This window comes from Mycobacterium sp. 1245805.9 (genome assembly GCF_001672915.1).
Classification (GTDB): domain Bacteria; phylum Actinomycetota; class Actinomycetes; order Mycobacteriales; family Mycobacteriaceae; genus Mycobacterium.
The window spans coordinates 12009-38907 of the sequence record NZ_LZKR01000182.1; the positions used below are offsets into that span (position 1 = coordinate 12009).

The window sequence follows — 26899 nt, forward strand, 5'->3', positions numbered from 1 at the left end:
TGGCGGGTGTTCCCGCCCCGTCGCTCCGGTTACCGGCCGTTCATCAACACGTTTAAGTTGGACGCGTGGCCCTTCCTAACCTCACCCGTGACCAGGCCGTCGAACGCGCGGCCCTGATCACCGTGGACAGCTATCGGATCAGCCTCGACATCACCGACGGCGCGGGCGCGCCCGGGGATCGGACGTTCCGGTCCACCACCACCGTCGCGTTCGACGCCGTTGCCGGCGCCGACACCGTCATCGACATCGCCGCCGACGCCGTCCGCAGCGCCACCCTCAACGGCCGCGAGCTCGACGTGTCCGGATACGACGAATCGACCGGCATCCCGCTGCGCGGGCTCGAGAAGCAAAATGTCCTGGTCCTCGACGCCGACTGCCGCTACTCCAACACCGGCGAGGGGCTGCATCGCTTCGTCGACCCGGTGGACGACGAGGTCTATCTCTATTCGCAGTTCGAGACGGCCGACGCCAAGCGCATGTTCGCCTGCTTCGACCAACCCGACCTCAAGGCGACGTTCGACCTGCAGGTGACCGCCCCCGAGCACTGGAAGGTGATCTCCAACGGCGCGACCGTGTCGGTGGAAAACGGGGTGCACACCTTCGCCACCACCCCGCGGATGAGCACCTACCTGGTGGCGCTGATCGCCGGCCCGTATGCCGAGTGGAGGGACGCCTACACCGACGAACACGGCGAGATCCCGCTGGGCATCTACTGCCGGGCCTCGTTGGCCGAATTCATGGATGCCGAGCGGTTGTTCACCCAGACCAAGCAGGGATTCGGCTTCTACCACAAGAACTTTGGCCTGCCCTACGCGTTCGGGAAGTACGACCAGCTGTTCGTGCCCGAGTTCAATGCCGGCGCCATGGAAAACGCGGGGGCGGTGACCTTCCTCGAGGACTACGTCTTCCGCAGCAAGGTCACCCGGGCCTCTTACGAGCGGCGCGCCGAGACGGTGCTGCACGAGATGGCGCACATGTGGTTCGGCGACCTGGTCACCATGACGTGGTGGGACGACCTGTGGCTCAACGAGTCGTTCGCGACCTTCGCATCGGTGTTATGTCAAAGCGAGGCAACCGAATTCACCGAGGCCTGGACGACGTTCGCCACCGTCGAGAAGTCGTGGGCGTACCGCCAGGACCAGCTGCCGTCGACGCACCCGATCGCCGCCGACATCCCCGACCTGGCCGCCGTCGAGGTGAACTTCGACGGAATCACCTACGCCAAGGGCGCCTCGGTGCTCAAGCAACTGGTCGCCTACGTCGGGTTGGAGCATTTCCTGGCCGGGCTGCGCGACTACTTCCGCACGCACGCGTACGGCAACGCCACGTTCGCCGACCTGATCGCCGCGCTGGAAAAGGCGTCCGGTCGCGACCTGTCCGACTGGGGGCAGCAGTGGCTGAAGACCACCGGTCTGAACACGCTGCGACCCGACTCCGACGTCGACGCAGACGGCAAGTTCACCCGGTTCGTGGTGCGGCAAAGCGGCGCCGCACCCGGCGCGGGCGAGACGCGGGTGCACCGGCTGGCGATCGGCATCTATGACGACGATCGCGCCGGCAAGCTGGTGCGCGTCCACCGCGAGGAGCTCGACGTCGAGGGCCCGGATACCGAAGTGCCTGCGCTGGTTGGCGTTTCGCGCGGCAAGCTGATCCTGGTCAACGACGACGACCTGACCTACTGTTCGCTGCGGCTGGACGGGCAGTCGTTGCAGACGGCGCTGGAGCGGATCGCCGACATCGCCGAGCCGCTGCCGCGCTCGCTGGTGTGGTCGGCCGCGTGGGAGATGACCCGCGAGGCCGAGCTGCGGGCCCGCGATTTCGTCGCGCTGGTCTCCGGCGGCGTGCAGGCCGAGACCGAGGTCGGGGTGGCGCAACGGCTGCTGATGCAGGCGCAGACCGCGCTGCGGTCCTACGCCGAGCCCGCCTGGGCGTATGAGCACGGCTGGCCGCAATTCGCCGACCGGCTGCTGGAATTGGCGCGCGCCGCGCCAGCCGGATCGGATCACCAGCTCGCGTTCGTGAACACGCTGTGCACGTCGGTGCTGTCGACGCGGCACGTTGTGACACTGGCCGACCTGCTGGACCACGACCCGGCCGAACGGGGGTTGGCCGGTTTGGAGATCGACACCGACCTGCGCTGGCGCATCGTTACCGCGCTGGCCGCCGCCGGCGAGATCGACGCCGACGGGCCGGCGACCCCGTTCATCGACGCCGAGGTGCGGCGTGACCCGACCGCCGCCGGCAAGCGCCACGGCGCCCAGGCGGCGGCGGCGCGGCCCCAACTCGAGGTCAAGGAGCAGGCCTGGACGACGGTGATCGAGGACGACACGCTGGCCAACATCACGGCCCGATCGATCATCGCCGGCATCGCGCCGCCGGGACAGCACGAGCTGCTCAGGCCGTTCACCAGGCGCTACTTCGAGGCGATCCCCGGGGTCTGGGCGCGTCGCTCCAGCGAGGTCGCCCAAACCGTCGTGATCGGCCTCTACCCGCACTGGGACATCAGCGAGGACGGCGTCGCGGCCGCCGACGAGTTCCTGAGCGATCCGGAGGTGCCGCCGGCGCTGCGCCGCCTGGTGCTCGAGGGTCAGGCCGGGGTCAAGCGGTCGCTGAAAGCCCGCACGTTCGACGCGTCTGCATAACGCCCCCGCGAGCGCGCGTGTTTGTACGGCGACACGCCGCATTCGGCGTACATTCGCGCACCCTCGCGGTGGGCGGGGCGTCGCAAACCTAGGCCGGCGCGATCCCGGAGCTGAGCACGCGGATCGCGCTGACCAACCCGTCGACCAGGTGGCCCTGCTCGAACGCCGACGAGGCGGCGGCCACCCCGAGCGGCGCGGCCGACTCGGCGCCGCGGCCGCGGACCGCCGAGCCGTAGACCACCTCGATGACGGCCTGGTCGGGCGACACGGCGAGCAGTACCGCGTTGTCGGGCGTCGGCACCTTGGCCAAGATCTCGCGGGCCCGCGCGGCGGTGTCGCTGCCCAGGTCGCCGAGGTAGATCGCGAACCGCGCCCGGGACTGCCGCGAGCCGTACTTCAGCGCGTCGTCGATGGCGACCAGGTCGCTGATCGGGAACGGGTAGTGCACCGAGACGTCGCCCGGCTCGGTGACGCCCGAAATCCGTCCGCTGGTGGTGATCACCGAGCCCTTGGGCAGCTCGCTGGGAGCGATCGTCGCAACCTCACCATGTGCCACTGGCGCCACCTCCGACCGAGAACTCCGACGTTCCATGTCCGCCGTGCGCGCCGCCGACGTCTTCGTCGGTGGCCGCCCACAGGATCGGCGGGTGCGTCCACTTCTCCGACATCTTGTAGGTCGCGGGGTGGGGTCCCTTGTGCCTCCAGATCAGCGCGGACAGCACCGCGACCAGCACCAGCGGGATGCCGATGAAGTACATGTGAATCTCTGCAACGCTCACGACGCAAACCGTATCCCACCGGATGAGGCACCCGCACACTTGGACACGGGATGGGTCAGGCCGCGCCCTCGCCGAGGTACCGGGCCCAGGCCGGGTCCAGTTCCTTGACCGTCGACAGCAGCCGCCAGTGCTGCCCCGTGGGCGGCAGGGGCGCCCGGCGCAGGGCCCAGCCCAACTCGGTGAGCAGCTTGTCGCCCTTGCGATGGTTGCAGGTCGAACAGCAGGCCACGCAGTTCTCCCAGGAGTGGTCGCCGCCGCGGCTGCGGGGCACCACATGGTCGACGGTGTCGGCCTTGGCCCCGCAGTACGCACAGCAGAAACGGTCGCGGTGCATCAGGGCCGCGCGGGTCATCGGCACCCGCGCCCGGTACGGAACCCGCACGTAGGAACGCAGCTGGATAACCGAGGGCACCACGATCGACCTGGTCGCCGAGTGGATGACCGGCCCGGCCGGGTCGTCGTGCACCACGTCGGCCTTGCCACAGATCACCATGACGATGGCCCGCCGCATCGGTAGCGCCGTCAGCGGCTCGTAGGTGGAATTGAGCAGGAGCACCCGCCGCCGACTCCAGATCGACGCGGTTTCGTGGCGGGTAGGCGGGTGGGTATCGACGCTGTGCAGGGGTGACGCGATATGGAGGGGTGTCCCGGTTGGGGGCCCGGTTAACCCTGCCGCGGCACCGGAACTGCGGTGGCTGCGGCGTCTCTTGCCATGCGCCATAGATCCTCCGCGGATAGTCCACCATGATTCGCCGCCAAACGCACCCTTATTGCTGGTGCGCGCCGTGACGAACCGATGAACAGACGGCGTGACCGGGGCCCGTCCGGCCTTGGCAACCCGGCGATGCACCACAATGGAGGGGATGGATCAGGTGAGCTTTTACGACGCCGTCGGCGGTGCCGAAACCTTCAATGCGATCGTGTCGCGCTTTTACGCGCAGGTCCCGGAGGACGAGATTCTTTCCCAGCTGTACCCCGCGGACGACCTGGCGGGCGCCGAGGAGCGGCTGCGGATGTTCCTCGAGCAGTACTGGGGCGGCCCGCGCACGTACTCCGACCGGCGCGGGCATCCGCGGCTGCGGATGCGGCACGCTCCGTTCCGGATCACCCCCATCGAGCGCGACGCCTGGCTGCGGTGCATGCACACCGCCGTCGCCTCCATCGATTCGCAGACTTTGGACGACGCGCACCGCCGCGAATTGCTTGAATACCTGGAAATGGCCGCGCACTCTCTGGTCAATTCATCGTTCTGATCCCGAGTAACCGAACGGAGCAGCATGAGCCCCGAGCCGTGGTGGTCGAACGCGGTCTTCTACCAGGTCTATCCCCGGTCGTTCGCCGATAGCGACGGCGACGGCGTCGGCGATCTGGACGGGTTGACGGCGCGCCTGGATTACCTGACGCAGCTGGGCATCGACGCGATCTGGCTCAGCCCCGTCACCGTCTCGCCGATGGCCGACCACGGCTACGACGTCGCCGATCCGCGTGACATCGACCCGCTGTTCGGCGGCATGCCCGCGATCGACCGGCTGATCGCGGCTGCGCACGAACGAAACATCAAGATCACCATGGACGTGGTGCCCAACCACACCAGTTCCCAGCATCCGTGGTTCCAGGAGGCGCTGGCCGCCGGGCCGGGCAGCGCCGCGCGGGCGCGCTACTGGTTCCGCGACGGCAAGGGGCCCGACGGGGCGCTGCCGCCGAACAACTGGACGTCGGTGTTCGGCGGCTCGGCATGGACCCGGGTGGTGGAGCCCGACGGCAAGCCCGGCCAGTACTACCTGCACCTCTTCGACACCGAGCAGCCCGACCTGAACTGGGAGAATCCCGAGGTCTTCGACGACTTCGCGAAGTCGCTGCGGTTTTGGCTGGACCGCGGGGTCGACGGCTTTCGCATCGACGTGGCGCACGGGATGGCCAAGCCACCCGGCCTGCCCGACGCGAAGGAAGGCGTCAAGGTGTTGAGCCACACCGACGACGACCCGCGCTTCAACAACCCCAGCGTGCATGAGATCCACCGCGGGATCCGCAAGGTCGTCGACGCCTACCCCCACGCGGTCACCATCGGCGAGGTGTGGGTGATGGACAACCACCTATGGGCCGAGTATCTGCGGCCCGACGAACTGCATCTCGGCTTCAACTTCCGACTGACCAAGATCGACTTCGACGCCGGCCAGATCCGCGACGCGATCGAGAACTCGCTGAAGGCCATCGCGATTTACGACGCCGTTCCGACCTGGACGCTGTCCAACCACGACGTGGACCGCGAGGTCACCCGCTACGGAGGCGGCGAAATCGGGCTGCGCAGGGCGCGGGCGATGGCGATGGTGATGCTCGCCCTGCCGGGCACGGTGTTCATCTACAACGGCGAGGAGTTGGGCCTGCCCGACGTCCTGGACCTGCCCGAGGAGGTGCTCCAGGACCCGACGTGGGAGCGCTCCGGTCATACCGAACGCGGCCGCGACAAGTGCCGGGTCCCGATCCCGTGGTCGGGTGACGCTCCCCCGTTCGGCTTCTCCGCGTCCGCCGACACCTGGCTTCCGATGCCGGCGGCCTGGGCGACGCTCACCGTGGAGAAGCAGCGCGACGACCCCGACTCGACGCTGTCCTTTTACCGGCGCGCCCTCCAATTGCGCAGGGAGCGAGGCGAATTCGAGGGTGGCGAGCTGGAATGGCTGGCCGCCGACGACGAATTGCTGATCTTCGAGCGCCACGGCGGCGCCCTGGTGTGCGCGCTGAACGCCGGCCCGCTGCCGATGGCTTTGCCGCCGGGCGAGGTGATCCTGGCCAGCGCGCCGCTGGTCGACGGCAAGCTGCCACCGGACGCGGCGGCCTGGCTGGTCTGAGGCAGCCCGCAGGGGTCACCTTTTGCACGCACGAAACGTCAGAGGTCGTGTAAGGGCAACATGATCATTGATTGACGAAGGAGTCCGATATGCCCACGTTGATCGTGCGATATGAAGTGGGGCCTCAGGGCGTCGATGACATCGTCAAGGCGGTTGAACACGCATTCGCGGCGGTGAATGAGCGACAGCCCAACGGCATTCGATGGACCTACTGGCAAGGGCCCGCCGACACCGAGTTTGGTGCGATCCTCGAGCTGGCTGACGGGGTCGAGAATCCGCTACCGGACATCGCCGCAGCGCGCGGTGTTCAGGAAGCGGTCGCTAAGGGCATTGATGGTGAACCGCCGACGCCTAAGCCCGTCACCGTCATCGGATCGTACGGCTAGGCCGACCAATCGGCCGTTCAGGCCAGCACCAGCGCCGCGTGCGCGCGGCGCCGGTACACCGAGCCGAACTTGGCGTCGACACGCAGCCAATTCGGCAGGATCCGGACGCGGACCATCTCGTCGGCGCCGATGGCATCGGGTGACTGCGGCAGGAAACCCATTGCGGTCAAAGCGAATACGCAGCGCATCGGCAGGCCCACGCTGACATCGGACCCTTGGGAGGCCGAGCTGACGCGAATGACCTCCTGGTCGAGCAGCGACACCGGCGGACCATGAGAACTGCCATGCTCCCTGGCGAGCTGCGCGCCGCGCTGCGCCAGATCCAGCATCACCCGCGCGGGTACGTCGTCGAGGTGGACAAAGCCGGATTCGGGGGGCAGGGCGCCCCGCCACGCGGAGTCCATCGCGTAGCCGGGGTCGACGTAGCCCTCGGCGTCCATCGCCGACAGGCCGCGCGCCAGCCCATCCGCCGCGACCGACAAGTCGTCGGGTCGCACCCGGCCGACCACCACCCGACTGGCCAGCACGTCGAAACCGGTTGCCACCCAAGCGGTCAGCAGCCCGGCGGATCGGGCCCGCAGCCGGATGACCGCGGCGTCATCGAGGCGCATCGCGTGATCGACGAACGTCGCGAGATCCCCGCGGTGGGCGGCGTCACGCAACCACACACCTCGCTCGGCTACCCCGCTTATTCCCTGAGCCACCGTTGCAGATACTCCCGATGGTGGGGTGAGAGCCGGAACAGCCGCTGCTCCTCGATGTGCACGGCGGCCAGTTGCGTCTCGGCGATGACCGCGGGCTTGGAGGCCGGATCGGCGTTGACCGAGCGCACCTCGTAGCCGAGCGTGAAGTCGACCGTCCGGTGCTGTTTGGTCCAAATCGTCACCTGCAGAGGCGAATCGGCCAGGCGCAGCTGGCTCTTGTAGGTGACCCGCACGTCGGCGATCAGCAACCCGATGGTCGTGATGTCGGCGGCGAAGGGTTCCTTGAGGAACAGCACCCGCGCCTCTTCGAGGATGGTGACCATGGTGGCATGGTTGACGTGCTGGTACATGTCGATGTCCGACCAGCGCACGGGCACCGGTGCGACGAAGCCAACGCTCAACTCGAGGATCCCCTGCCACTGGTGCGGGTCATCCGGCGGATCTGCCGCGCGGCCACCGACAGCGTCGCGAGATCCTTTGCCCCGCTTTCCTGGATCTCGCTCAGCGTGCGACGGGCACGCTCCACCCGGGACGCGCTGATGTGTTCCCACTCGCCGATCTTCTCTTCGCCGCTTTCGTCGGGCTCACCGACCGCCAGCACGTCGAAGCACAGCGACCGCAACGACGCGTAGATGTCGTCGCGAATCGCCAAGCGCGCCAACGACTGCCAGCGGTCGTGGCGGGGTAGCTCCGAGACCGCCGTCAGCAGGCTGTCGGTGCCCAGCCGGTCCATCAGGGCGAAATAGGTGTCCGCGACTTCGGCGGTGTCCATCTCGGTGATGTCCGCGACGTCGATGATGTCGAGCAGGCTGTAGCGGTACAGGCCGGCGGCCACCCGGTAGGCGAGGTCTTTCGGTGCGCCCTGCGAGGCGAATTCGGCGGCCTCCTTTTCCACGATGGCCTTGTCGTCGCCGCGCAGCCACTCCGACATGCGCGGCGTCAACGCTTTCACTTTGGCGGCGAATCGATTGATCTCGGCGCCGACGGCCAGCGGCTGCGGGCGGTAGTTGAGCAGCCAGCGTCCGGCGCGGTCGATCAGCCGTCGGGTGTCCAGCGTCAGCCGGTCCGACAGCGCGACGGGCAGGTTCGCCGCGCGGATCCGCCGCCAGATGTGACTCACACCGAAGATGGCGTCGGTGGCGACGTAGGTGCGCACCGCGTCGATCGGCCCGACGCCGACGTCTTCGGTGATCCGGAACGCGTAGCTGATGCCCGCGGCGTCGACCAGGTCGTTAATCAGCATGGTGGTGACGATCTCCCGGCGCAGCTGGTGGGTGCGGATCTCCGGGGTGAACCGCTCGCGCAGCGGCGTCGGGAAGTACTGCGGCAGCCTGGATGCGAACACGTCCTGCTCGGGCAGTTCGGTGGTCAGCATCTCCTCTTTGAGCGCCAGCTTGACGTGGGCCATCAGCGTGCACAGCTCGGGGGAGGTGAGCCCGATGCCGACGTCGATGCGCCGGTGGATCTCCTTCTCCGACGGCAGCGCCTCCAGCTCCCGGTTGACGCCGCGTTCCTCGAGGTACTTGATTTGCATTGCGTGCACCGGCAGCAGGCTGGCCGCATTGGCGCGGCTGGTGCCGATCAAGTCGTTCTGGTCCTCGTTGTCCAGGAGCACCAGTCGCGCGACCTCGTCGGTCATCGACTCCAGCAGATCCTTGCGCTCCTCGGGCTTGACCTTGCCGGCGGTGACCAGCGAGTCGATCAGGATCTTGATGTTCACCTCGTGGTCGGAACAGTCGACGCCGGCGGAGTTGTCCATCGCGTCGGTGTTGATCCGCCCGCCCGACAGGTCGAACTCTACCCGGCCCAGCGCGGTCACCCCGAGGTTGCCGCCCTCACCAATGACCTTGGCGCGCACCTGGTTTGCGTTGACCCGCACCGGATCGTTGGCGCGATCGCCGACGTCGGCGTCGGACTCGGCTTCGGCCTTGATGTAGGTGCCGATGCCGCCGTTGAACAACAGGTCGACGGGCGCCTGCAGGATCGCCTTGATCAGGTTGGGCGGGGACATCTCGTCGGCCCCAGCATCCGAGCCGTCGATGCCCAGCGCCTCGCGGACCTGCGGGCTGATCGGGATGGCCTTCTGGTCGCGGTCGTAGACCCCGCCGCCCTCGCTGATCAACGACTTGTCGTAGTCGTCCCAGCTGGAGCGCGGCAGGTCGAACATCCGCCGCCGTTCCCGCCACGACGCCGCCGCGTCGGGGTCCGGGTCTAAGAAGATGTGCCGATGGTCGAAGGCGGCGAGCAGCCGGATGTGCTGGCTCAGCAGCATCCCGTTGCCGAACACGTCGCCGCTCATGTCGCCGACGCCGACGACGGTGAAGTCCTCGGTCTGCGTGTCGACGCCCATCTCCCGGAAGTGGCGTTTGACGGCCTCCCAGGCGCCCTTGGCGGTGATGCCCATGGCCTTGTGGTCGTAGCCCACCGACCCGCCGGACGCGAACGCGTCGCCCAGCCAGAACCCGTAGGACTTGGCGACGTCGTTGGCGATGTCAGAGAACGTGGCGGTGCCCTTGTCCGCGGCCACCACCAGGTAGGCGTCGTCGCCGTCGCGGCGGATCACTTCGGGGGGCGGGCTGACCTTTTTCGTTGCGTGGTCGACGTTGTCGGTGACGTCGAGCAGGCCGGAGATGAAGAGCTGATAGCAGGCGACGCCCTCGGCGCGGGTGGCGTCGCGGTCGGCGGCGGCGTCGCCGGTGGGCAGCGGCGGACGCTTGAGGACGAACCCGCCCTTGGCCCCGACCGGCACGATGACGGCGTTCTTCACCGCCTGCGCCTTGACCAACCCCAGGATCTCGGTGCGGAAGTCGTCGCGGCGGTCGGACCAGCGCAGGCCCCCGCGCGCCACCGGGCCGAACCGCAGGTGCACGCCCTCCACGCGCGGCGAGTAGACGAAGATCTCGAACTTTGGCCGCGGCAGCGGAAGTTCGTCGATCAGCTGCGCATCCAGCTTGAGCGCCAACACATTACGGGCGCGGGCGGAACCCTCGCGCGTCACGAAGTAGTTGGTCCGCAGCGTGGCCTGCACCAGCGACGCGAACGCGCGCAGGATCCGGTCGGTGTCCAGGCCCACCACGGCGTCGATGTCCGCGGCGACCGCGGCGGCGGCCGCTTGGGCGTCGCGACTGGTCGGCGACCCCGCGGAAAAAGAAGTCCTGGGATCGAAGAGCGCCTCGAACAGGGTGACCAGGGACCGCACGGTGGAGGGATGCTCGCTGAGCACCGATTCGATGTGGGACTGGCTGTACGGAAAGCCGGCCTGCCGAAGGTATTTCGCGTAGGCGCGCAGCAGCACGACCTGCTGCCAGGTCAGCCGCGCGCGCATCACCAGCTCGTTGAACCGGTCGATCTCGACGCGTCCCTGCCAGATGGCGGTGACCGCGTCGGCGAATCGCTCCGCGGTGGACTCCCGTTCGGCCGCCGTCGTCGCCAGCGGGATCGTCGGGTGCGGCTGGATCTTGAACTGGTAGATCCACACGGCCAACCCGTCCTGCCGGGTGACGGTGAAGGGGCGCTCCTCGAGCACGACGACGCCCATGCTCTGCAGCATCGGCAGCAGCTGGCTCAACGAGGCGGTGTGGCCGCCCACGAACCAGGTCAGCTGGGCGGCCGCGTCCTCGCCGCGCTCGGAGAACACCAGCTTGACCGAATCATCGGACAGCTCTTTGATGATCGCGATGTGCTCGATGGCGTCGCCGGGCGTGACGGCCTGTTTGTAGACCTCGGAGAAGGCGGCGGCGTAATGCTCGGCTTCGGCGTGTGACACGGGCCCGTCGGGGATGTCGGCCGCGGCGGCGACCAGCCGGTCGCCCCAGGTTCGCGCGGCTTCGCTGAGCAGCCCCTGGATCCGGACGCGGTTGGCTTCCGAGACATCGACGGCCGCCGCGTTCTCGGGCAGCCGGACCATGAAATGCATGAGCGCCCAGGGCGATTCGCTGACACGCGCGGTGAATTCCAGTCGTGTGCCGCCGAATTCGTGGACCAGGATGTCCTCGATCTGCAGGCGCACCGCGGTGGTGTAGCGATCGCGCGGCACATACACCAGGCACGAGACGAAATACTGCAGGCGGTCGGCGCGCAGGAACAGCAAGGCGCGCCGCTGCGATCCCAGGTCCACCACCGCTTTCGCCATCGTCAGGAGCCGTTCGGCGCTGAGCGTGAACAGCTCCGAGCGCGGGACGGTCTGGATGACGTCGAGCAGCAGTTGGCCCGGGTGGATCGGGTCGCCGTCGGCCATCGCCAGCGCCTCGCGGACCCGGCTCGAGACCGTCGGGATGTCCAGGACGTCCGCGTTCATGGCGGCGACCGTGAAGAGCCCGACGAAGCGGTGCTCGAAGACCGCCCTGCCGCCCTGGCCGTCGTCCGCGTATTCGCGAACCGCGATCGCGTAGGGGTAGGCGCCGTAACGCAGGTAGCTGCCCACCACGGATTGGGCCAGGACCAGCAAGTGGTCTTCGTCGGTCAATCGCGGGCGCGAACCGGTGCGGGTGCGCAGGACCCCCAGGCCGGTCGCGCCGTCGGCGGAAACCACGTTGTCGTGCACCCGGGCGCGTTGATAGCCCAGCAGCAGGAAGTTTCCGTTGCCCAACCAGCGCAGCAGCTCCGCGACGTCCTCCCGGTCCGGCGCCGAGTATCGGTCGTCGGCGTTGGTGTGGACGGCCTCGGCCACCTCACTCAGGGTGGTGATCATCGACGCGGCGTCGGTCGCGACCTGTTCGACGTCCGCCAGGACCTTGGGCAGCAGCCGTTCGACCTCGGCGAGGGCCTTGCTGTCGACGGACGGCGACAGCGGGACGTAGATCCACGCCTCGCCGTCGTATTGGGACGTACCGGGCGGCTTCGGTTCGACGCTGAGCAGGTCGCCCGCCGAGTTGCGGTGGACGTCGAACACCGGGGTCATGATGCCCGCGTAGGCGACGCCCAGCCGGTGCAGCAGCACCGTGACGGAGTCCAACAGCATGCTGCCGTGGTCGGTGACGACCTGCAGGGCGGGCCCGAATCCCTCGGGATCGTCGGCCGGGTGCACACAGACACAGCTCGCGCGTTCCGCGCGGCACTCGGCGAGCCGATAGTGCGCGCGCAGCATGGCCGGGGTCACCATGAGCGCGGGGTCGACGGGACCGGGTTCCGCCGCTCCCGGTTCGTCGCCGCGGGGACCGCGGTAGCTCTCGATGTAGGCGTTCGCGATCCAGTCGGGGATGTCGTCACTCGTGGTGAACGTGGTCCACGGCTTGAGATCTTGCCTAGCACCGGGATCGATCGTCATGCCGGTTGCTCCCAACTCGCGACGGATGCCACATTGCGCCCGATCGCCCCGTTATCAGCGGGGCAGCCCTGACATTAGTCGCGCGTCAGCTTGCGGTGGGTGACTCTGTGCGGCCTGGCGGCTTCCGCGCCGAGGCGTTCCACCTTGTTTTCCTCGTAGGCGCCGAAGTTGCCCTCGAACCAGAACCACTTGGCCTCGTTGTCCTCGTCGCCCTCCCAGGCCAGGATGTGCGTGCATGTGCGGTCGAGGAACCAGCGGTCGTGGCTGATCACCACCGCGCAGCCGGGGAATTTCTCCAGCGCGTTCTCCAGCGAGCTCAGCGTCTCAACGTCGAGGTCGTTGGTCGGCTCGTCCAGCAGGATGAGGTTGCCGCCCTCCTTCAGCGTGAGCGCCAGGTTCAGCCGGTTGCGCTCACCGCCGGACAGCACGCCGGCGGGCTTCTGCTGGTCGGGCCCCTTGAAACCGAACGCAGACACGTAGGCCCGCGACGGGATCTCGTTCTGGCCGACCTCGATGTAGTCCAGCCCGTCGGAAACCACTTCCCACACCGTCTTTTTGGGGTCGATGCCGGCGCGGGTCTGGTCGACGTAGCTGAGCTTGACGGTCTCCCCCACTTTGACGGTGCCGCTGTCCGGCTGCTCGAGGCCGACGATGGTCTTGAACAGCGTGGTCTTGCCGACCCCGTTGGGGCCGATGACGCCGACGATGCCGTTGCGCGGCAGCGTGAACGACAGGTCCTTGATGAGGGTGCGCCCGTCGTAGCCCTTGTCGAGGTGCTCGACCTCGACGACGACGTTGCCCAGGCGCGGCCCCACCGGGATCTGGATCTCCTCGAAGTCGAGCTTGCGCGTCTTCTCCGCCTCGGCGGCCATCTCTTCGTAGCGCTGCAGGCGCGCCTTGCTCTTGGCCTGCCGCGCCTTGGCGCCGGAGCGGACCCAGGCCAGCTCTTCGGTCAGCCGCTTCTGCAGCTTGGCGTCCTTGCGGCCCTGCACGGCGATCCGCTCGGCCTTCTTCTCCAGATAGGTCGAGTAGTTGCCCTCGTAGGGGTAGGCGCGGCCGCGGTCGAGCTCGAGGATCCACTCGGCGACGTTGTCCAGGAAGTACCGGTCGTGCGTGACCGCCAGGATCGCCCCCGCGTACGCGGCCAGGTGCTGCTCGAGCCACTGCACGCTTTCGGCGTCCAGGTGGTTGGTCGGCTCGTCGAGCAGCAGCAGGTCCGGTTTAGACAGCAGCAGCTTGCACAGCGCCACGCGGCGCCGCTCACCGCCGGACAGGTTGGTGACCGGCTCGTCGGGCGGCGGGCAGCGCAGCGCGTCCATCGCCTGCTCCAGCTGGGAGTCGAGGTCCCACGCGTCGGCGTGGTCCAGCTCCTCCTGCAGCCGGCCCATCTCCTCCATCAGCTCGTCGGAGTAGTCGGTGGCCATCAGTTCGGCGACCTCGTTGAAGCGGTCGAGCTTGACCTTGATGTCGCCCAGGCCCTCTTCGACGTTGCCGCGGACCGTCTTCTCCTCGTTCAGCGGCGGCTCCTGCTGCAGGATGCCGACGCTGGCGCCGGTGGCCAGGAACGCCTCGCCGTTGTTGGGCTTGTCCAGGCCGGCCATGATCCGCAAGACGCTCGACTTGCCGGCGCCGTTGGGGCCGACGACACCGATCTTGGCGCCCGGGAAGAAGCTCAACGTGACGTCGTCCAGGATCACCTTGTCGCCGTGCGCCTTGCGGACCTTCTTCATCGTGTAGATGAACTCAGCCATGCCGCGGTTTTGCCTTTCTGGTCTTTGAGAGAGATCTCGCGGACCATCCTAGGCATCGCGTGGCGGCGCCGATCCCGCAGCTAAGCCGTCAGCGGCAGCGGCCCCGTGTCGTCGGACTCGGCGCTGTCATCGGCATCGGTGTCCTCACCAGCGACGTCGGCCGGTGCTGCCGTGGACGGCGCGGCGTCCGCGGTCGTCGGACCGGTGTAGCCCGGCTTCTCGATGCGCACGATCGCTCGCGACACGTCCGGTCCGACCGACGTCGCCCGCATCTCCAGCGATGACCGGCGATTGCCGTCGCGGTCCTCGTACTCGCTGGTGTACACGTGGCCCACCACGATGACCGGCGCGCCCTTGCCCAACGCGGCGCCCACGCCGGTGACCAGCTTGCCCCAGCAGTTGACGTTGATGAACAGCGAGTTTCCGGGCTCCCACCCGCCGTCAGCCGTCCGCCGACGAGAATTGCTGGCGACGCGGAACTTGATGACCTCCTGGGTGCCGACCTGTCGGCGGTCGGGGTTGTTGACGATGTGGCCGACGACCGTAAGCGGTGTTTCAAACATGGGCTGATCCCTTCTCGGTTGCATTTCTCTGTTGGCGCGGTGAGCGCATCACCGCCCTGTCTGATCGCCATTCAGCCGGGCACCACAGACGGATTCCGCGTTGCGACGACGTCCAGCTGCGGCCCCTGTGGAGAAAACCGTGACTGTGGATCGGTTCGTCGGCTGGTGCGAGGCGTGTTCCATGGCAAGCCCTAGGCCGCCGGGGGACGCGCTACATATTTCGATCATGGAGGCCGCAATCTGCGATGCTCGAAATATCGATCATCTAGCGCCTCAGCACCTAGTGATTGAAATATTGATCATCTAGGCAGAAGAGCCGTATGATCAAAAAATGAATCATCCTGTCGCGCTGGTGTACGACACCGTCGAACTCGGCGAACGCCTGCGGCGGGCGCGCCAGGCTCGAGGCTTTCACCAGGGTGAGCTCGCTGACCGTATCGGGGTCACTCGTATGACCGTCTCCCGCCTTGAGCGGGGGGGATCTGTCAGCGTCGATATTGCGCTGCGCGCGTTGTCGGAGTGCGGAATGGCACTCGCGCTGGTACCGAAGTTTGCCCGCGTGGCGGTGATCGATGACGCGTAAGGCGCTTGACGTTTGGTTGTACGGCGTGCACATCGCGAGGCTGACCGAGCCACGCCGATTCCGCCTACGATTGGAATTCACCGAGGAGGCGCTCGACACCTTCGGCGACGGGAGTCGAGTCCTCTCTCTCGCTCTGCCCATCTCACCACGCCCAATCCAAGACAGGGACGGCGCGTTGCAGGTGTCGGCGTTCATCGAAGGTCTTCTGCCGGAGGGCAACCTGCGCCGTCACATCGCCACAGAAGCCGGCGTACCAATCAACGACACGATGACGCTGTTAGAACGTGTCGGCGCGGAATGTGCCGGCGCCGTGCAGGTCCTCGCCGCGGAAGCAGAGCCCGGCGCCGGTCAAGTCCGCCGGTTGACCAAGCGGGAGGTCGACAGTCTTATCGCGGACCTGCCGACCTACCACCTGCCTGAGGGTGCCACACCGCAGGCATCGCTGGCCGGCATCCAGGACAAAGTGCTGTTGGTAGCTCTCCCCGGCGGCGGATGGGGCTGGCCCGAGGCGGGCGCGGCCTCGACGCACATCATCAAGCCCGAGCCGCTGGGTGGCGCCGTGAAGCATCTCATCCAGACGGAAGACTGGGCACTACGAGTGGCGCGGGGGACCGGCATAAACGCTGCGGAGTCCCGTTTAGCGCGGTTCGACGAGCGCGAGGCCATTGTCGTTGTCCGCTATGACCGAAGCCCTGACGGCTACCGCCTGCATCAGGAGGATTTCTGTCAAGCGCTGGGCCTCGATCCTCAGGCCAAGTACGAAAGCACCAGCGAAGCAGCACGTTTGGGGTCGAGGCTACGCCGCGTAGCACGCGTGGCCGCACCTAGGGCACTGGACCCCGACAAGTTTCGGTTGGCGTTGCTGCAGGCTGTGACGTTTAACGTGGTGATCGGTAACGCCGACGCTCACTCCAAAAATTATTCAGTGATGATCAGCCGTGATGGAAGCGTTTCCCTCGCCCCGATCTACGATGCCGCGCCGGTGATGTACCTGGATCCCGCATTCAGAAGCACAGGCCATGTGATCAACGGTAAGACGAGGATTGACAACATCAATGTCGATGACCTGGCTGCCGAAGCCGCATCCTGGGGCATGGGGATGCGGCGAGCACGTGAGGTTGTGCGGTCATGCATGGCGGCCGTCTACAGCTGGGTGGAACGCGTCCCGCTTCCATCGGGAGCCGAGTCGGTCAAGTCAAACCTCGACCAAATGTGGACCCGATGCTCCTGGCCGACAACGCTTTGACATTCGGAGATTCCGACTCCACCTCGGACGACGCCGGCCCGTAAAGCCGCCGCATTTCGGTACACGTCTCGACTTCCCGGTGCGGGCTTGGTTCTCGGAACCGGCTGCCTTATTGGCTCAGATCGCCAGCCGGCCACGGGTGATGGTGACCGCGCGACCGGTCAGGTCAACCCGGTCGTCGCGGAGTTGCAGGTCGATGCGCCCACCGCGAGGTGATACTTGCAGGCCGGCCAAGGCAGTCTTTGCCAGTTTCTTCGACCAGTAGGCCCCGAGAGTGCAATGCGTGGACGCAGTCACTGGGTCCTCATCGATACCGGCAGCGGGCGCAAAGAAGCGGGACACGAAGTCGCTTTCGTTCTCGCCGCGCGCGGTGACGATGAGACCACGGGCGTCGAGGGCGGCCACCGCCGCCAGGTCTGGGGCCAACCCGCGCACGCTTTGCGGGGAATCTAATTCGGCGAGCAGATCGAGCCGTCCGCGCGCCGATTCGCAGGGCGTAACACCAAGTGCTGCAACGAGTTCTAACGATACCGGCACCGGACGAGGATTGTCGGCAGGGAAGTCCAACGTTATTCGTCGGTCGCGTTCCAGGCGCGCGCCGAGGATGCCTCCACGAGAAGCGAACCGCAGAGTATCGGCCCGCTCGCCCGTCTCCCACACGATGTGCGCAGCAGCGAGGGTTCCGCTTCCGCACAACGCCAGTTCGGTTTGCGGGCTGAACCACCGCAGCTCCGACTGGGGCTGAGCATGACGAACAAATGCGGTGGCGGGCAGGTTTAACTCGGCCGCCAGTTGTTGGAGCCACTCAGCCTCAGGCCAACCTGAGTCGAGTACACAGACCGCAGCCGGGCCCCCGGCAAAAGGACGGTCAGTAAAGCAGTCCACCGAGTAAATGCGCATCGACCAATCTTGACCGACGACATCGCACCCCGAATACGAGGTCACGCCCCGGCCCGCGAGCCTAACCTCACTGCGAAAATTCGCAGGGGATCTCGCAGCGTCGTTAGGCTCGCGGACTTCCACTGCGCCCCGGCGTTTCGCCCCGTGCCAGCTCGGCCAGCATCGCGTTGTAGGCGGCCAGCTCGGCGTCGTCGTCCAGGTCGGCCGCCCGGTCCCGCCGCCGCGCGGTGCGCCTGTCGCTGCGGGCCCACTGCACGAGCAACGCGATCATCACGATAACCAGCGGCACTTCGCCTGCGGCCCAGGCGATTCCACCGCCCAACCGTTGATCGCCGAGTAGGTCGGTGTGCCAGCTCAGGCCGAGCGAGCGATAGTAGTCGGCGCCGAGCACCTTGCGCCAGCCCATCAGCACCACCCCGAAGAAGGCGTGCAGCGGAAGCGAGGCGAACACGACGCCGACCTTGGCCAGCGGCGGGATGGGCCGCGGCGTCGGGTCCACCCCGATGACGACCCAATAGAACAGGTAGCCGCTGAGCAAAAAGTGCACGTTCATCGCCAGGTGTCCGGCGTGACTGCTCACCGTCGTGTCGAAAAGGTTCGACAGATACAGCCCGTAAAACCCGGCGACGAACAACACCGTCGCGACCACGGGGTTGGTGAGGAACCGCGACACGTGGCTGTGAAGCGCGGCCAGCAGCCACTCGCGCGGGCCGGGCGGGGCGTCGCGGCCGGCGGCGGGCAGCGCGCGAAGCGCCAGGGTGACTGGCGCGCCCAGCACCAGCAGGATCGGGACCAGCATCGACAGCCCCATGTGCGCGACCATGTGCATGCTGAACATCGCCGGCATGTAGCGACCGACGCCCGATGAGGTCACGAACAGCAGCGCCATGCAGCCCAGCACCCAGGACACGGTCCGCCCCGGCGGCCAGTGATCGCCGCGGCGGCGCAACCGCACCACGGCCGCCACGTACAGCGCGGCGAGGACGATCGCGGCGGTGCCGAAGATGAGGTCGAAGCGCCAGTCGAGCAGGATGCGCACCGCGGTGGGGGGGCCGTCGAAGTCGTAGCCGATCTCGGCCTCGGGAATGGTCGGCAGCCGGGCCGGGGGCGCTGGCGGCGCCGTGCGGCCCAGCCCCACGGCGATACCGAACGTCAGGCCGAACACCGCGGCCTCGATGAGCGCGAGCCTGATCAGCGCTCGGTGCGCTCGCGGGCCACTCGAATCGCCTTGCAGCGCAACCACTGCCGAGCGCCGCTGGCGCCAACCGAGTCCGCCCAGCACACACAGCGCGACGAATTTGGCGACGACCAGCCGCCCGTACCCGGTCGTGAACAGGTCGGACGGCAGCACCCGCACCAGGGCGTTGACCACTCCACTGAGCGCCATCGCCACCCAGCACCACAGCGCGACCGCGGAGAACCGCCGTGCAGCCAGACCCAGGTGGTCACCGCCGCGCAGCCCGTGGGCGAGCAGGGCGAGCAGCCCGCCGGCCCACACGCTGGCGGCGACCAGGTGGATCAGCAGGCTGTTGGTGGCCAGGTCGTGCGAACCGCCGGCCGACGAATGCCCGGTCAGCCCGAGCGGAACCAGCGTCACCAACGACCCGGCCAGCAGCACCGGCGTCCACGACCAGCGCAGCACCGACAGACTCGCCAGCGTGACCACGGCCGCCAGGACCGCGGTCCAGCGCCAGGCGGAGGCGGTGTAGATCATCCCCGCCAACGACCAGATGGTGCCCGGGTCAAGGTCGGCCAGGCGATGACCGGACACGTCGGAAATGGTCAGCGGAACGAGCAGGGCGGCGCACACCGCCCAAACCCCCGACGCGACCGTCCCGAGGCGAAGCGCGCGGTAGCCGCCGGCGTCCAGGACGCCGCTGCTTTGCGGCGGCACCAGAAACGCCGCGAACAGGAACGATCCGACGGCCAGCACCGCGGCGATCTCCCCCGCCGCGCGGACGAATGGCAGCCCCAGCGTGGTGGCCGGACCCGGATCGGGCAAGCCGGTTGCGGTCAGCGCGCCGGCCAGCGACAGCGCCCCGATGCCCGCGGCCGTGCAGCCCGCCAGCACCGCGACCCCGATCAGCGGCGGCCACACCCGCGCGCCGCGAGTGGCCACCAGCCGGTCAACGGTCATGCAACCAGGGTATTGGGCGCCTGCCGGCTACCGGGCTTGGCCGTCCAGCCGCTCCCGGCGCGCCCGGGCCTCGCGGGCGATGAACTGCTCGCGCGCGATCCGGCCGACATACTCGGAATCCTCAAGGATGTCCCGCAACTCCTGACGGAAGGCGGTCCGCCTTTCGGCGACGTCGGCGGCGGGTGCGATCAGATCCTGGTCGACGACGACCTGATACGCGGTGGCGAACAGCAGCGTCGATACCGATTCGCTGCTGCGGACCCTCGCCTGTGCCACGTATTGCCGGCCCACCCCGAGTGCCGACGCGGTCAGCTCCTTGGGCCCGACATCGGCCGGGGCGTCGAGCAACACGTCGGCGACGATCTCGTACGCCTCGAAGAACACCCGCAACATGGCTTCCGCCATTAACGGACGCTTGGCGAACAGCATCGCGTGGATCTCGTCGCCGCCGGCGGTGACGTGCGCTTCCCAGTCGTCGTCGTTCCACGCCATCTCTTCGGAGATGTGGTCCCGGAACGCCGCCGAGTCGGCGAAATAGAAATCGAACTTCAGCAGGTCCCGCAATCGCATCGCCTGCGCCCAGAACGCCGCAACCCGGTCACCTTGAGAACGCCTGGCGTGCGCCAGCGCGAGTTCGACGATCGACGTCTCCAAAAAGGCGTGGATCAACGAGTTCCGGTAGAACGCCGCGGCGTGTTGCTGCTCGGGCGCAATGCGCCACACCGGCTCCCGGCCGCCGTCGACGCGCGTGATGGGGTGCCCGTGGGACAACGTGTCGACCGCGGCCAGCACCCCGTCGCGGCGGCGCAACCGCAAGGCGCTGGTGGACATCGGGGTTTGCTTGCGCTCCAGATAGTCCAGCGAGTCCTGCAGGGTGTGGTGCAGCTGGCCGAGCGTCAACGCCGCGCCGCGGGTGGCCAGGAGCAACGCGCACACCAAACCCGTCGCGGTCACCGGCGTGGCCCGCAAGATCCGCCAGGCCACCTCGAACGACATCTTCTGCAGCGCAAGCCGTTTGGCGGCCGGGTCGAGCGCGGACGCGCCGTGCGGAGGGCCGAGGTACTGCCGCATCGAGACCGCTTCGGGAAAGCGGACGTAGATCTTGCCGTAGTTACGTTCGCCCTGTGCCTTGATGAAGTTATAGAGCCAGACGATGCCCTCCGGCGTCTTCTCGCCGCCCCGGGCGTAGGCGGCGTACTCCGCGGTTTCGTGCAGCTGATCGAAGCCGATCGACACCGGCTGCAGCAGGATGTCTTCGCTGCGGCCGTCCAGGTACGCGTCCGCGACATAGGACAGCAGACCGAGCTTGGGCGGCAACATCTTTCCGGTGCGCGAGCGAGTGCCCTCGATCGACCAGCTCAGGTTGAACCGCTTCTCGACAATGTAGCCGACGTACTCGCGCAGGACGTATTTGTAGAGCGGGTCGTCGCCGATGTTGCGTCGGATGAAGATGGTGCCGGAGCGGCGCAGCAGCGGCCCCATCACCCCGAACGACAGGTTGATGCCGGCGAACACGTGCACCGGCGGCAGCCGGTTCTCCTGCATCGCCACCGGCACCACGGCCCCGTCGATGTAGGACCGGTGCGAAAACAGCAGCACCGCCGGGTGGGCCTCCAGCGCTGCGCGCATGGCCGCCACCTGGTACTCGTCGTAGTCGATCTCGGGATCGAACCCGCGGCTGAGCGCCCGACCCAGGACGCCGACCAGGTCGACCGACACCCGGCTCCACCCGGTGGCGAGTTCGTCGAGCATCTTGCCGGCTTCCTCGACGGTGGCGCCCGGGATCTTCTTCAGGCCGGCACGAAAACGCGTGGACGCCAAGATCTCCGGCTTCACCAGCCGCGGCGATTTGTACTGCGGCCCCAGGATTCGATATTCCGCGCGTTCCATCGCCAGGATGGCCCGGCGGGTGACGAAGGATGCGAAGTCGTCGCCGACGGTGGTGTCGCGCCACTGCTGGCGCAGTTCGGAGACCTTGGCCGGCTCGCCGGCCACCACCCGCGCGCGTTGCGGATCGTTGCGGATGATGTGCCGTTGCTGACGCGGGTTGGGGTGGTAAGGATCCTGTCCCGGAAGCAGTCCGGCGATCTTGGCGACCCGGCCGCGATTGGCGGGCGGAAGCCAGAACACGCGCACGGGAACGACCGAACGGTCATCACCCGATTCGGACTCGAGGCGCTCGACCAGCTCGGCCAGCGCCGTCGGCGGCGCGTTGCGTCGCGGCAGCGCCAACACCTCGAACGTCGCCTCGGGGTTTTCTGCGCGCTGCTGACCCACCCACGCCATGACCAGTTCCCGCTCGACCGGCGAGGCCATGCGCGCCAATATCAGCGAGTCTTGCGCGGCGAGGACTGCGCTGATATCCGCTGCCGGTTTGGTCACTGCCGCCCTTTCGGCGCGGAACCGGGCGGCTCTCCGCTGACGGTTACCTGCACGCTGAACCGTTGCGCCTCACCGTCTTTGAGCGCCACCTCAGACTCGTTCGGGTTCGCCTTCGCCGGCTTTGCCTTGGACGCGGCCTTTTTCGCGGCGGCCTTCTTGGCGGGCGCCTTCTTCGCGGCAGCCTTCTTGGGGGCCGGCTTCTTCGCCGCCGCCTTGGCTTTCTTCGCCGCCTTCTTCTCGGCGTACAGATCGACCTCGGGCAGTTCGCCTACTGGCCAGTTGGCCAGCGTGTCCAGATAGAGCTGGCGCACCGCGGCGATGTGCTCGGGCAGCGTCTCAACGGTCCACTCGTCCACGGGGATTGGCGGGAATACCGCGACGTCGACCGTGCCGGGGTTGATGACGGTGGAGTTTCGGGCGGCGACGATCTCGGCGTTGCGGATGACGATCGGGACGATCGGGATCCCCACCGCCATCGCGATGCGGAAGGGCCCCTTCTTGAACGGCCCCACTTCGGTGGTGTCGACCCGGGTGCCCTCCGGCGCGATCACGATCGACAGCCCGTTGCGGGCCCGGTCTTCGACCGTGTGCATCGTCTCCACCGCGGCGACCGGATCGTCCCGGTCGATGAACACGGTGTCGACCAGCTTGCCGAGCGTGCCCATGATCGGGTCCTTCTGCAGTTCCTTCTTGCCGACGCCGACCCAGTTGTCGCGCACCAGCGCGCCCGCGATGACGGGGTCAACCTGGTTGCGGTGGTTGAAGATAAAGACCGCGGGCCGCTGCGCGGTCAGGTTCTCCTGGCCGATGACATTGAGGTGCACCCCGGCGATCGCCAGCGACAACTGGGAGAAGGTGGAGGTGAAGAAGTTCACGCCGCGCCGCCGGCTGCGGGTCAGCATTCCGATGCCGACGGCGCCGGCGGCGACCGGGAACATAGAACTGAAGCCGGCCAGCGTTCGCAACTGACGCTGCAGGCCGAGCCGACCCCGGCTCTCGAACCTCAGGATCGGCCAGCCGCGGCGCTTGGCCACCGCGGCCATCTTCCCCTCGGGGTTGGTCGGCCGTGGGTTGCCGACCAAATACATCAGGGCGACGTCTTCGTCGCCGTCGGCGTAGAAGTAGCTGTCCTTGAGATCGATGCCGTGCTCGGCGGCAAACCGTTGCACGGCAGCGGCTTTGCCCGGTCCCCACAGGATCGGCTTCTGCACACCGCCGGTGAGTATCCCGTCTTCGGTGGTCTCGAACTTGTTGGTGAGCATGTTGGAGATCCCCAGGAAGCGCGCCACCGGATTGACCTGAATGGTCAGCGCCGACGAGCTCAGCACCACGGTGTGGCCGCGGGCCACGTGCGCGCGCACCAGCTCGCGCATCTCGGGGTAGATCCGCGACTCGATCCGTTGCGCGAAGAGCCGCTCGCCGATCTCCTCCAGGTCGTCCAGCAGTCGACCGGCCAACGCCGCGGCGGCCTTGCCGATGAGGTCTTCGAACTCGATGCGTCCCAGGGTGTGGCTCAGGCCGGCCTGAACCATGCTGAGCAGCTCGCCAACCCCCATGTCGCGGCGCAGCAGTCGCTCCTGGGTCAGGATGACGGCGGTGAAGCCGGCGACCAGCGTTCCGTCCAGGTCGAAAAAGGCGCCGATCTTCGGCCCGGGCGGGCTGGCCATGATCTCGGCGACCGAGCCCGGCAGCCGCATGTCGCCCGCCGGTTTCTTTTGCGCGCCACCGTTTTTGGCGTGCTCTTGCGAGGCGCTCACGAGCCCGCGACCGATCGCGCGGCAACGGCCGGTTCGGTGAAGGAGGCGGGCACCGCGCGGGGCGCCGGATCACCCGCCAGCGCCAGGATCTCGTCGAAACCCTCCAGCAGGCACTGGGCGAACAGCGGCTCGTTTCGCACCGAGGCCCGGTCGTAGCGCACGGTGATCGTGCACCACCCACCCCGGGAGATCAGGACGACCATCATCGCGACCCCGGGCAGCGGGCCAACACCGTACTGCCGCAAGACCTTTGCGCCGGCGATGTACGTGTCGCCGGGATAAACCGGGACGTTGCTGGCCTGCACGTCGGAACCGATCACCGAGCCGGTGAGCCCCTCGAGCACGGCCGTCGGCAGCACGCTCAGCACCGGGGCGATGGAGCCGATGATGTTCATCGCGGGCTCGTCGCGGCGCTGCGTCATCTGGGCGCGGATCTTCTTCATCCGCGCGACCGGATCGGCGGTGCCCAACGGCGCCGCCAGGTTGACCCCGGTCCACCGGTTGCCACCGGCCGTATCCGCATCGGCCCGCAGGTTCACCGGCACCGCCATCGGCAGCGTGCTGATCGGCACGCCGAGGGCCACGTGGTAGCGGCGCAGCGCGCCCGACAGGCCCGCAAGGTAGGCGTCGTTGATCGATCCCCCACCAGCTTTCGCGGCCCGGTGCAGGTCAGAAAGCGGGATGTCGATCGCTTCGGTGCGGGTGGCGAGGCTGCGCCGGCGCAGCAGCGGCGACGGCTCGGCAGCCCGGTTCATCACCCGCATGCCCGACACGGCGTAGCCGACCACCCCGCCGACCGTGGAAACCGGGTCCAACACCGCCTTGCCGGCCGCCGACACCGCCCCGGACACGGCGCCCACGACGCCGTTGACGATGGCCAGGGGCAGGCGGTTGATGCCTTGGCGCATCAGGTCATTCGGCGTCAGGTCCTGCGGAACGGGTTGCGGCGGCGTCGGCCTGGCCGGCGGCTCGCGCTCGAGGTCATAGATTTCGGCGAACATCTCGACGCCGCCGACACCGTCGGTGACCGCGTGGCTGACGTGCAGCAGCGTCGCGGCCCGGCCGTCGGCCAGGCCCTCCACCAAGGTGGCGGTCCACAGCGGCCGCGAGATGTCCATCGGCGACTGCAGGATCACCTCGGCCAGGTCGAACACCTCGCGCAGCGTGCCGGACCCGGACACCCGCACCCGTCGCACATGGAAGTCGAGGTTGAAGTCGGGATCGACCACCCAACGCGGTGACGCCGTCGGCAACGTCGGTACGACGACCTTCTGCCGCAACCGGCGCACCCGCCGGGAGGCGTTTTCGAATCGGGTCCGGAACCGGTCCCAGTCCGGCGTGGTGTCGAGGAGTTCGAGCGCCATGATTCCGGACCGCGTGCGCGGGTTCGCCTCACCCCGATGCATCAGATAGTCGACAGGTCCGAGCTCGTCGGACAATTGAACGGCCTCGACCGACGTTGTCACCGCTGACCAAGCCTCCTGTCTGGGACCCGCAAACCAGATTGCCCAACCCACGCTAGTCGGCTTGCCGCGCTGGTGAAAGGCGCGATCCGGTCGGCGAAGGGGCCCCGGCTCAGCTGGCCGAAGTCGCGGACAGCGGCAATGAACCCGCCCGCGAGCCGGCGCGGCCGCCGTAGACGATGCCCAGGAAGTCGGCGACGGCCCCGGCGGCCAAGCGCGACCGCACCGTCGGGGTGATGTCGAACGCGTGGTGCGCGTTGGCGAGTTCGGCGTAGCCGACCGTGGCGGCCCCGGCGTCCCGTAGCGCGGCGCAGAAGACCCGGGCCTGGCCGGTGGGAACCAGTTCGTCTTTCTCGCCGTGCAGCACGAAGAACGGCGGGGCCTCGCTGTGCGCGTAGGCGATCGGCGACGCGGCCCTGAAGCGCTCGGGGTTCTCGCTGTAGCGGGACTTGAGAACGAAGTGCTCGAGGAACGGCAGCATCATCTCGTGCATGTTCTCGAAGTCGGTGAAGTCGTAGACGCCGTAATAGGGCGCGACGGCCTGGACGGTGGTGTCTGCGTCCTCGAATCCGGGCTGGAACGTCGGGTCGTTCGGGGTGAGCGCGGCCAGCGACGCGAGGTGACCGCCCGCCGACCCGCCGGTGATCGCGATGAAGTCGGGATCGCCGCCGTAGTCGGCGATGTTCTCGCGGACCCACGCGATCGCTCTCTTCACGTCGATGAGGTGCGTCGGGAACGTGCAGCGTGGGCTCTTGCTGTAGTTGATCGAGACGCAGATCCAGCCGAGCTCGACCATGTGGCTCATCAGCGTGTAGGCCTGATGGCGTTTGCCGTTGACGGCCCACGCCCCGCCGGGGACCTGGATCAGCACCGGCGCGCGCCGGCCGGGCGCGAGGTCGTGACGCCGCCAGATGTCCAGCAGGTGTTCGCTGCCGCCGGGGCCGTAGGAGATGTCGGACGTTTCCGCGGCGTACCGGCGGTGCGGCCCGGGCCTGCGCAACAGCCCGCCCCGCGGCGCACCCTCGGACTGGACGTAGGCCGGGTGGCGCACCAGGTCACGAAAGTTCGGCCCGAAGCACTCGACGAGCGCGGCGGTGAGGGCTTCGTCGGCTTTCTGGGCGGCCCACGAGGTGCCGACGCGCCCGATGGCGGGGCGCGATACCCGAGACAGCGCGTGCCCGGTCACCACGTGCGGGGGAAATTCGGTGGAGAGCCAGCCGGCGACCCAGCCGACCGCAAATGGTGAGCCGCGCAGCAACAGCGCACCGGCGCGGTACGTATCCCTCGCGTCAGCAGCCAGCCGCAGTGCCTGCGCACCGGCCTGCGAGCAGCGCGAAGTCAAGTTCAAGGTCACGCTCATGCAACGCACCCCTCGACGGCTATGCACACGCTTCGTTGCGGTTAACGGCTGATTATCAACCGGTGTTGTGCGTGTGTCGAGGACCACACGATAACCGATAAGTGCGGCGGCGGAAGACTTTTCGGGCGCGTCGC

20 protein-coding genes are annotated in these 26899 nt (G+C 67.8%); 6 read left to right on the top strand and 14 right to left on the bottom strand.

Annotated features, from left to right (window positions below):
* Positions 1-65 precede the first annotated feature (65 nt).
* Positions 66-2642 carry an aminopeptidase N gene (gene pepN, locus A9X00_RS24285; protein ID WP_067159283.1) on the top strand — a complete coding sequence of 859 codons (2577 nt, stop codon included), beginning with the start codon at positions 66-68 and terminating at the stop codon, positions 2640-2642.
* 88 nt (positions 2643-2730) lie between these two features.
* On the opposite strand, the gene A9X00_RS24290 is transcribed toward pepN, so the two are convergent.
* The 3 genes from A9X00_RS24290 to A9X00_RS24300 all read right to left on the bottom strand — a co-directional run bounded on the left by A9X00_RS24290 (position 2731) and on the right by A9X00_RS24300 (position 4142).
* A complete protein-coding gene (locus A9X00_RS24290; RefSeq protein WP_067159287.1) occupies positions 2731-3198 on the bottom strand; it encodes a DUF5130 domain-containing protein in 468 nt (155 codons plus the stop codon).
* Positions 3185-3400 (bottom strand): hypothetical protein, encoded by a 216-nt coding sequence (locus A9X00_RS24295; RefSeq protein ID WP_067159290.1) that lies wholly within the window; start codon positions 3398-3400, stop codon positions 3185-3187. The genes A9X00_RS24290 and A9X00_RS24295 overlap by 14 nt, the downstream gene beginning before the upstream one ends.
* Positions 3401-3476: 76 nt before the next feature.
* The gene (locus tag A9X00_RS24300) at positions 3477-4142 is read right to left on the bottom strand and encodes an HNH endonuclease (RefSeq protein WP_067159293.1); all 666 of its coding nucleotides are present in this window, start codon (positions 4140-4142) and stop codon (positions 3477-3479) included.
* 142 nt (positions 4143-4284) lie between these two features.
* On the opposite strand from A9X00_RS24300, the gene A9X00_RS24305 reads away from it, so the two are divergent.
* The 3 genes from A9X00_RS24305 (at position 4285) to A9X00_RS24315 (ending at position 6653) form a co-directional block, all read left to right on the top strand.
* A complete protein-coding gene (locus tag A9X00_RS24305) occupies positions 4285-4674 on the top strand; it encodes a globin (protein ID WP_067159296.1) in 390 nt (129 codons plus the stop codon).
* A gap of 24 nt (positions 4675-4698) precedes the next feature.
* Complete coding sequence (locus tag A9X00_RS24310; RefSeq protein ID WP_067159299.1) at positions 4699-6267, top strand: glycoside hydrolase family 13 protein; 1569 nt, start codon at positions 4699-4701, stop codon at positions 6265-6267.
* An 89-nt stretch (positions 6268-6356) separates the two neighbouring features.
* Positions 6357-6653, top strand: coding sequence for a hypothetical protein (locus A9X00_RS24315; RefSeq protein ID WP_067159302.1), 297 nt, complete (start codon positions 6357-6359; stop codon positions 6651-6653).
* A gap of 17 nt (positions 6654-6670) precedes the next feature.
* On the opposite strand, the gene A9X00_RS24320 is transcribed toward A9X00_RS24315, so the two are convergent.
* The 5 genes from A9X00_RS24320 to A9X00_RS24340 all read right to left on the bottom strand — a co-directional run bounded on the left by A9X00_RS24320 (position 6671) and on the right by A9X00_RS24340 (position 14937).
* On the bottom strand, positions 6671-7345 hold the full coding sequence (locus tag A9X00_RS24320) for a hypothetical protein (RefSeq protein ID WP_067159407.1): 675 nt from the start codon (positions 7343-7345) through the stop codon (positions 6671-6673).
* Positions 7342-7758: a thioesterase family protein gene (locus tag A9X00_RS24325; RefSeq protein ID WP_067159305.1), complete on the bottom strand. Its 417-nt coding sequence runs from the start codon at positions 7756-7758 to the stop codon at positions 7342-7344. Before A9X00_RS24325 ends, A9X00_RS24320 begins: the two co-directional genes overlap by 4 nt.
* Complete coding sequence (locus A9X00_RS24330; protein ID WP_067159308.1) at positions 7755-12623, bottom strand: NAD-glutamate dehydrogenase; 4869 nt, start codon at positions 12621-12623, stop codon at positions 7755-7757. The genes A9X00_RS24325 and A9X00_RS24330 overlap by 4 nt, the downstream gene beginning before the upstream one ends.
* 74 nt (positions 12624-12697) lie before the next feature.
* Positions 12698-14374 carry an energy-dependent translational throttle protein EttA gene (gene ettA / locus A9X00_RS24335; protein WP_067159311.1) on the bottom strand — a complete coding sequence of 559 codons (1677 nt, stop codon included), beginning with the start codon at positions 14372-14374 and terminating at the stop codon, positions 12698-12700.
* An 80-nt stretch (positions 14375-14454) separates the two neighbouring features.
* Positions 14455-14937, bottom strand: coding sequence for a single-stranded DNA-binding protein (locus A9X00_RS24340; protein ID WP_067159312.1), 483 nt, complete (start codon positions 14935-14937; stop codon positions 14455-14457).
* Positions 14938-15268: 331 nt separating this feature from the next.
* Here A9X00_RS24340 and A9X00_RS24345 point away from each other — a divergent pair, with 331 nt between their 5' ends.
* Both A9X00_RS24345 and A9X00_RS24350 read left to right on the top strand, forming a co-directional pair.
* Positions 15269-15520 (top strand): helix-turn-helix transcriptional regulator, encoded by a 252-nt coding sequence (locus A9X00_RS24345; protein WP_067159314.1) that lies wholly within the window; start codon positions 15269-15271, stop codon positions 15518-15520.
* Positions 15510-16766 (top strand): type II toxin-antitoxin system HipA family toxin, encoded by a 1257-nt coding sequence (locus A9X00_RS24350; RefSeq protein WP_067159318.1) that lies wholly within the window; start codon positions 15510-15512, stop codon positions 16764-16766. Before A9X00_RS24345 ends, A9X00_RS24350 begins: the two co-directional genes overlap by 11 nt.
* A gap of 117 nt (positions 16767-16883) precedes the next feature.
* Here A9X00_RS24350 and A9X00_RS24355 read toward each other — a convergent pair whose 3' ends face one another.
* From A9X00_RS24355 to A9X00_RS24380, 6 genes are all read right to left on the bottom strand, one after another.
* On the bottom strand, positions 16884-17666 hold the full coding sequence (locus A9X00_RS24355; protein ID WP_067159322.1) for a PhzF family phenazine biosynthesis protein: 783 nt from the start codon (positions 17664-17666) through the stop codon (positions 16884-16886).
* A gap of 103 nt (positions 17667-17769) precedes the next feature.
* Positions 17770-19803 carry a cytochrome c oxidase assembly protein gene (locus tag A9X00_RS24360; protein ID WP_067159325.1) on the bottom strand — a complete coding sequence of 678 codons (2034 nt, stop codon included), beginning with the start codon at positions 19801-19803 and terminating at the stop codon, positions 17770-17772.
* Positions 19804-19830: 27 nt separating this feature from the next.
* On the bottom strand, positions 19831-22185 hold the full coding sequence (locus tag A9X00_RS24365; protein WP_067159328.1) for a glycerol-3-phosphate 1-O-acyltransferase: 2355 nt from the start codon (positions 22183-22185) through the stop codon (positions 19831-19833).
* Entirely contained in the window at positions 22182-23882 is a 1701-nt protein-coding gene (locus A9X00_RS24370) for an HAD-IB family hydrolase/lysophospholipid acyltransferase family protein (RefSeq protein WP_156772273.1), read from the bottom strand. The genes A9X00_RS24365 and A9X00_RS24370 overlap by 4 nt, the downstream gene beginning before the upstream one ends.
* 56 nt (positions 23883-23938) lie before the next feature.
* Positions 23939-25408 (bottom strand): wax ester/triacylglycerol synthase family O-acyltransferase, encoded by a 1470-nt coding sequence (locus A9X00_RS24375; RefSeq protein ID WP_067159333.1) that lies wholly within the window; start codon positions 25406-25408, stop codon positions 23939-23941.
* Between the two features lie 109 nt (positions 25409-25517).
* Positions 25518-26765 carry an alpha/beta hydrolase gene (locus A9X00_RS24380; protein WP_067159335.1) on the bottom strand — a complete coding sequence of 416 codons (1248 nt, stop codon included), beginning with the start codon at positions 26763-26765 and terminating at the stop codon, positions 25518-25520.
* Between the last annotated feature and the right edge of the window lie 134 nt (positions 26766-26899).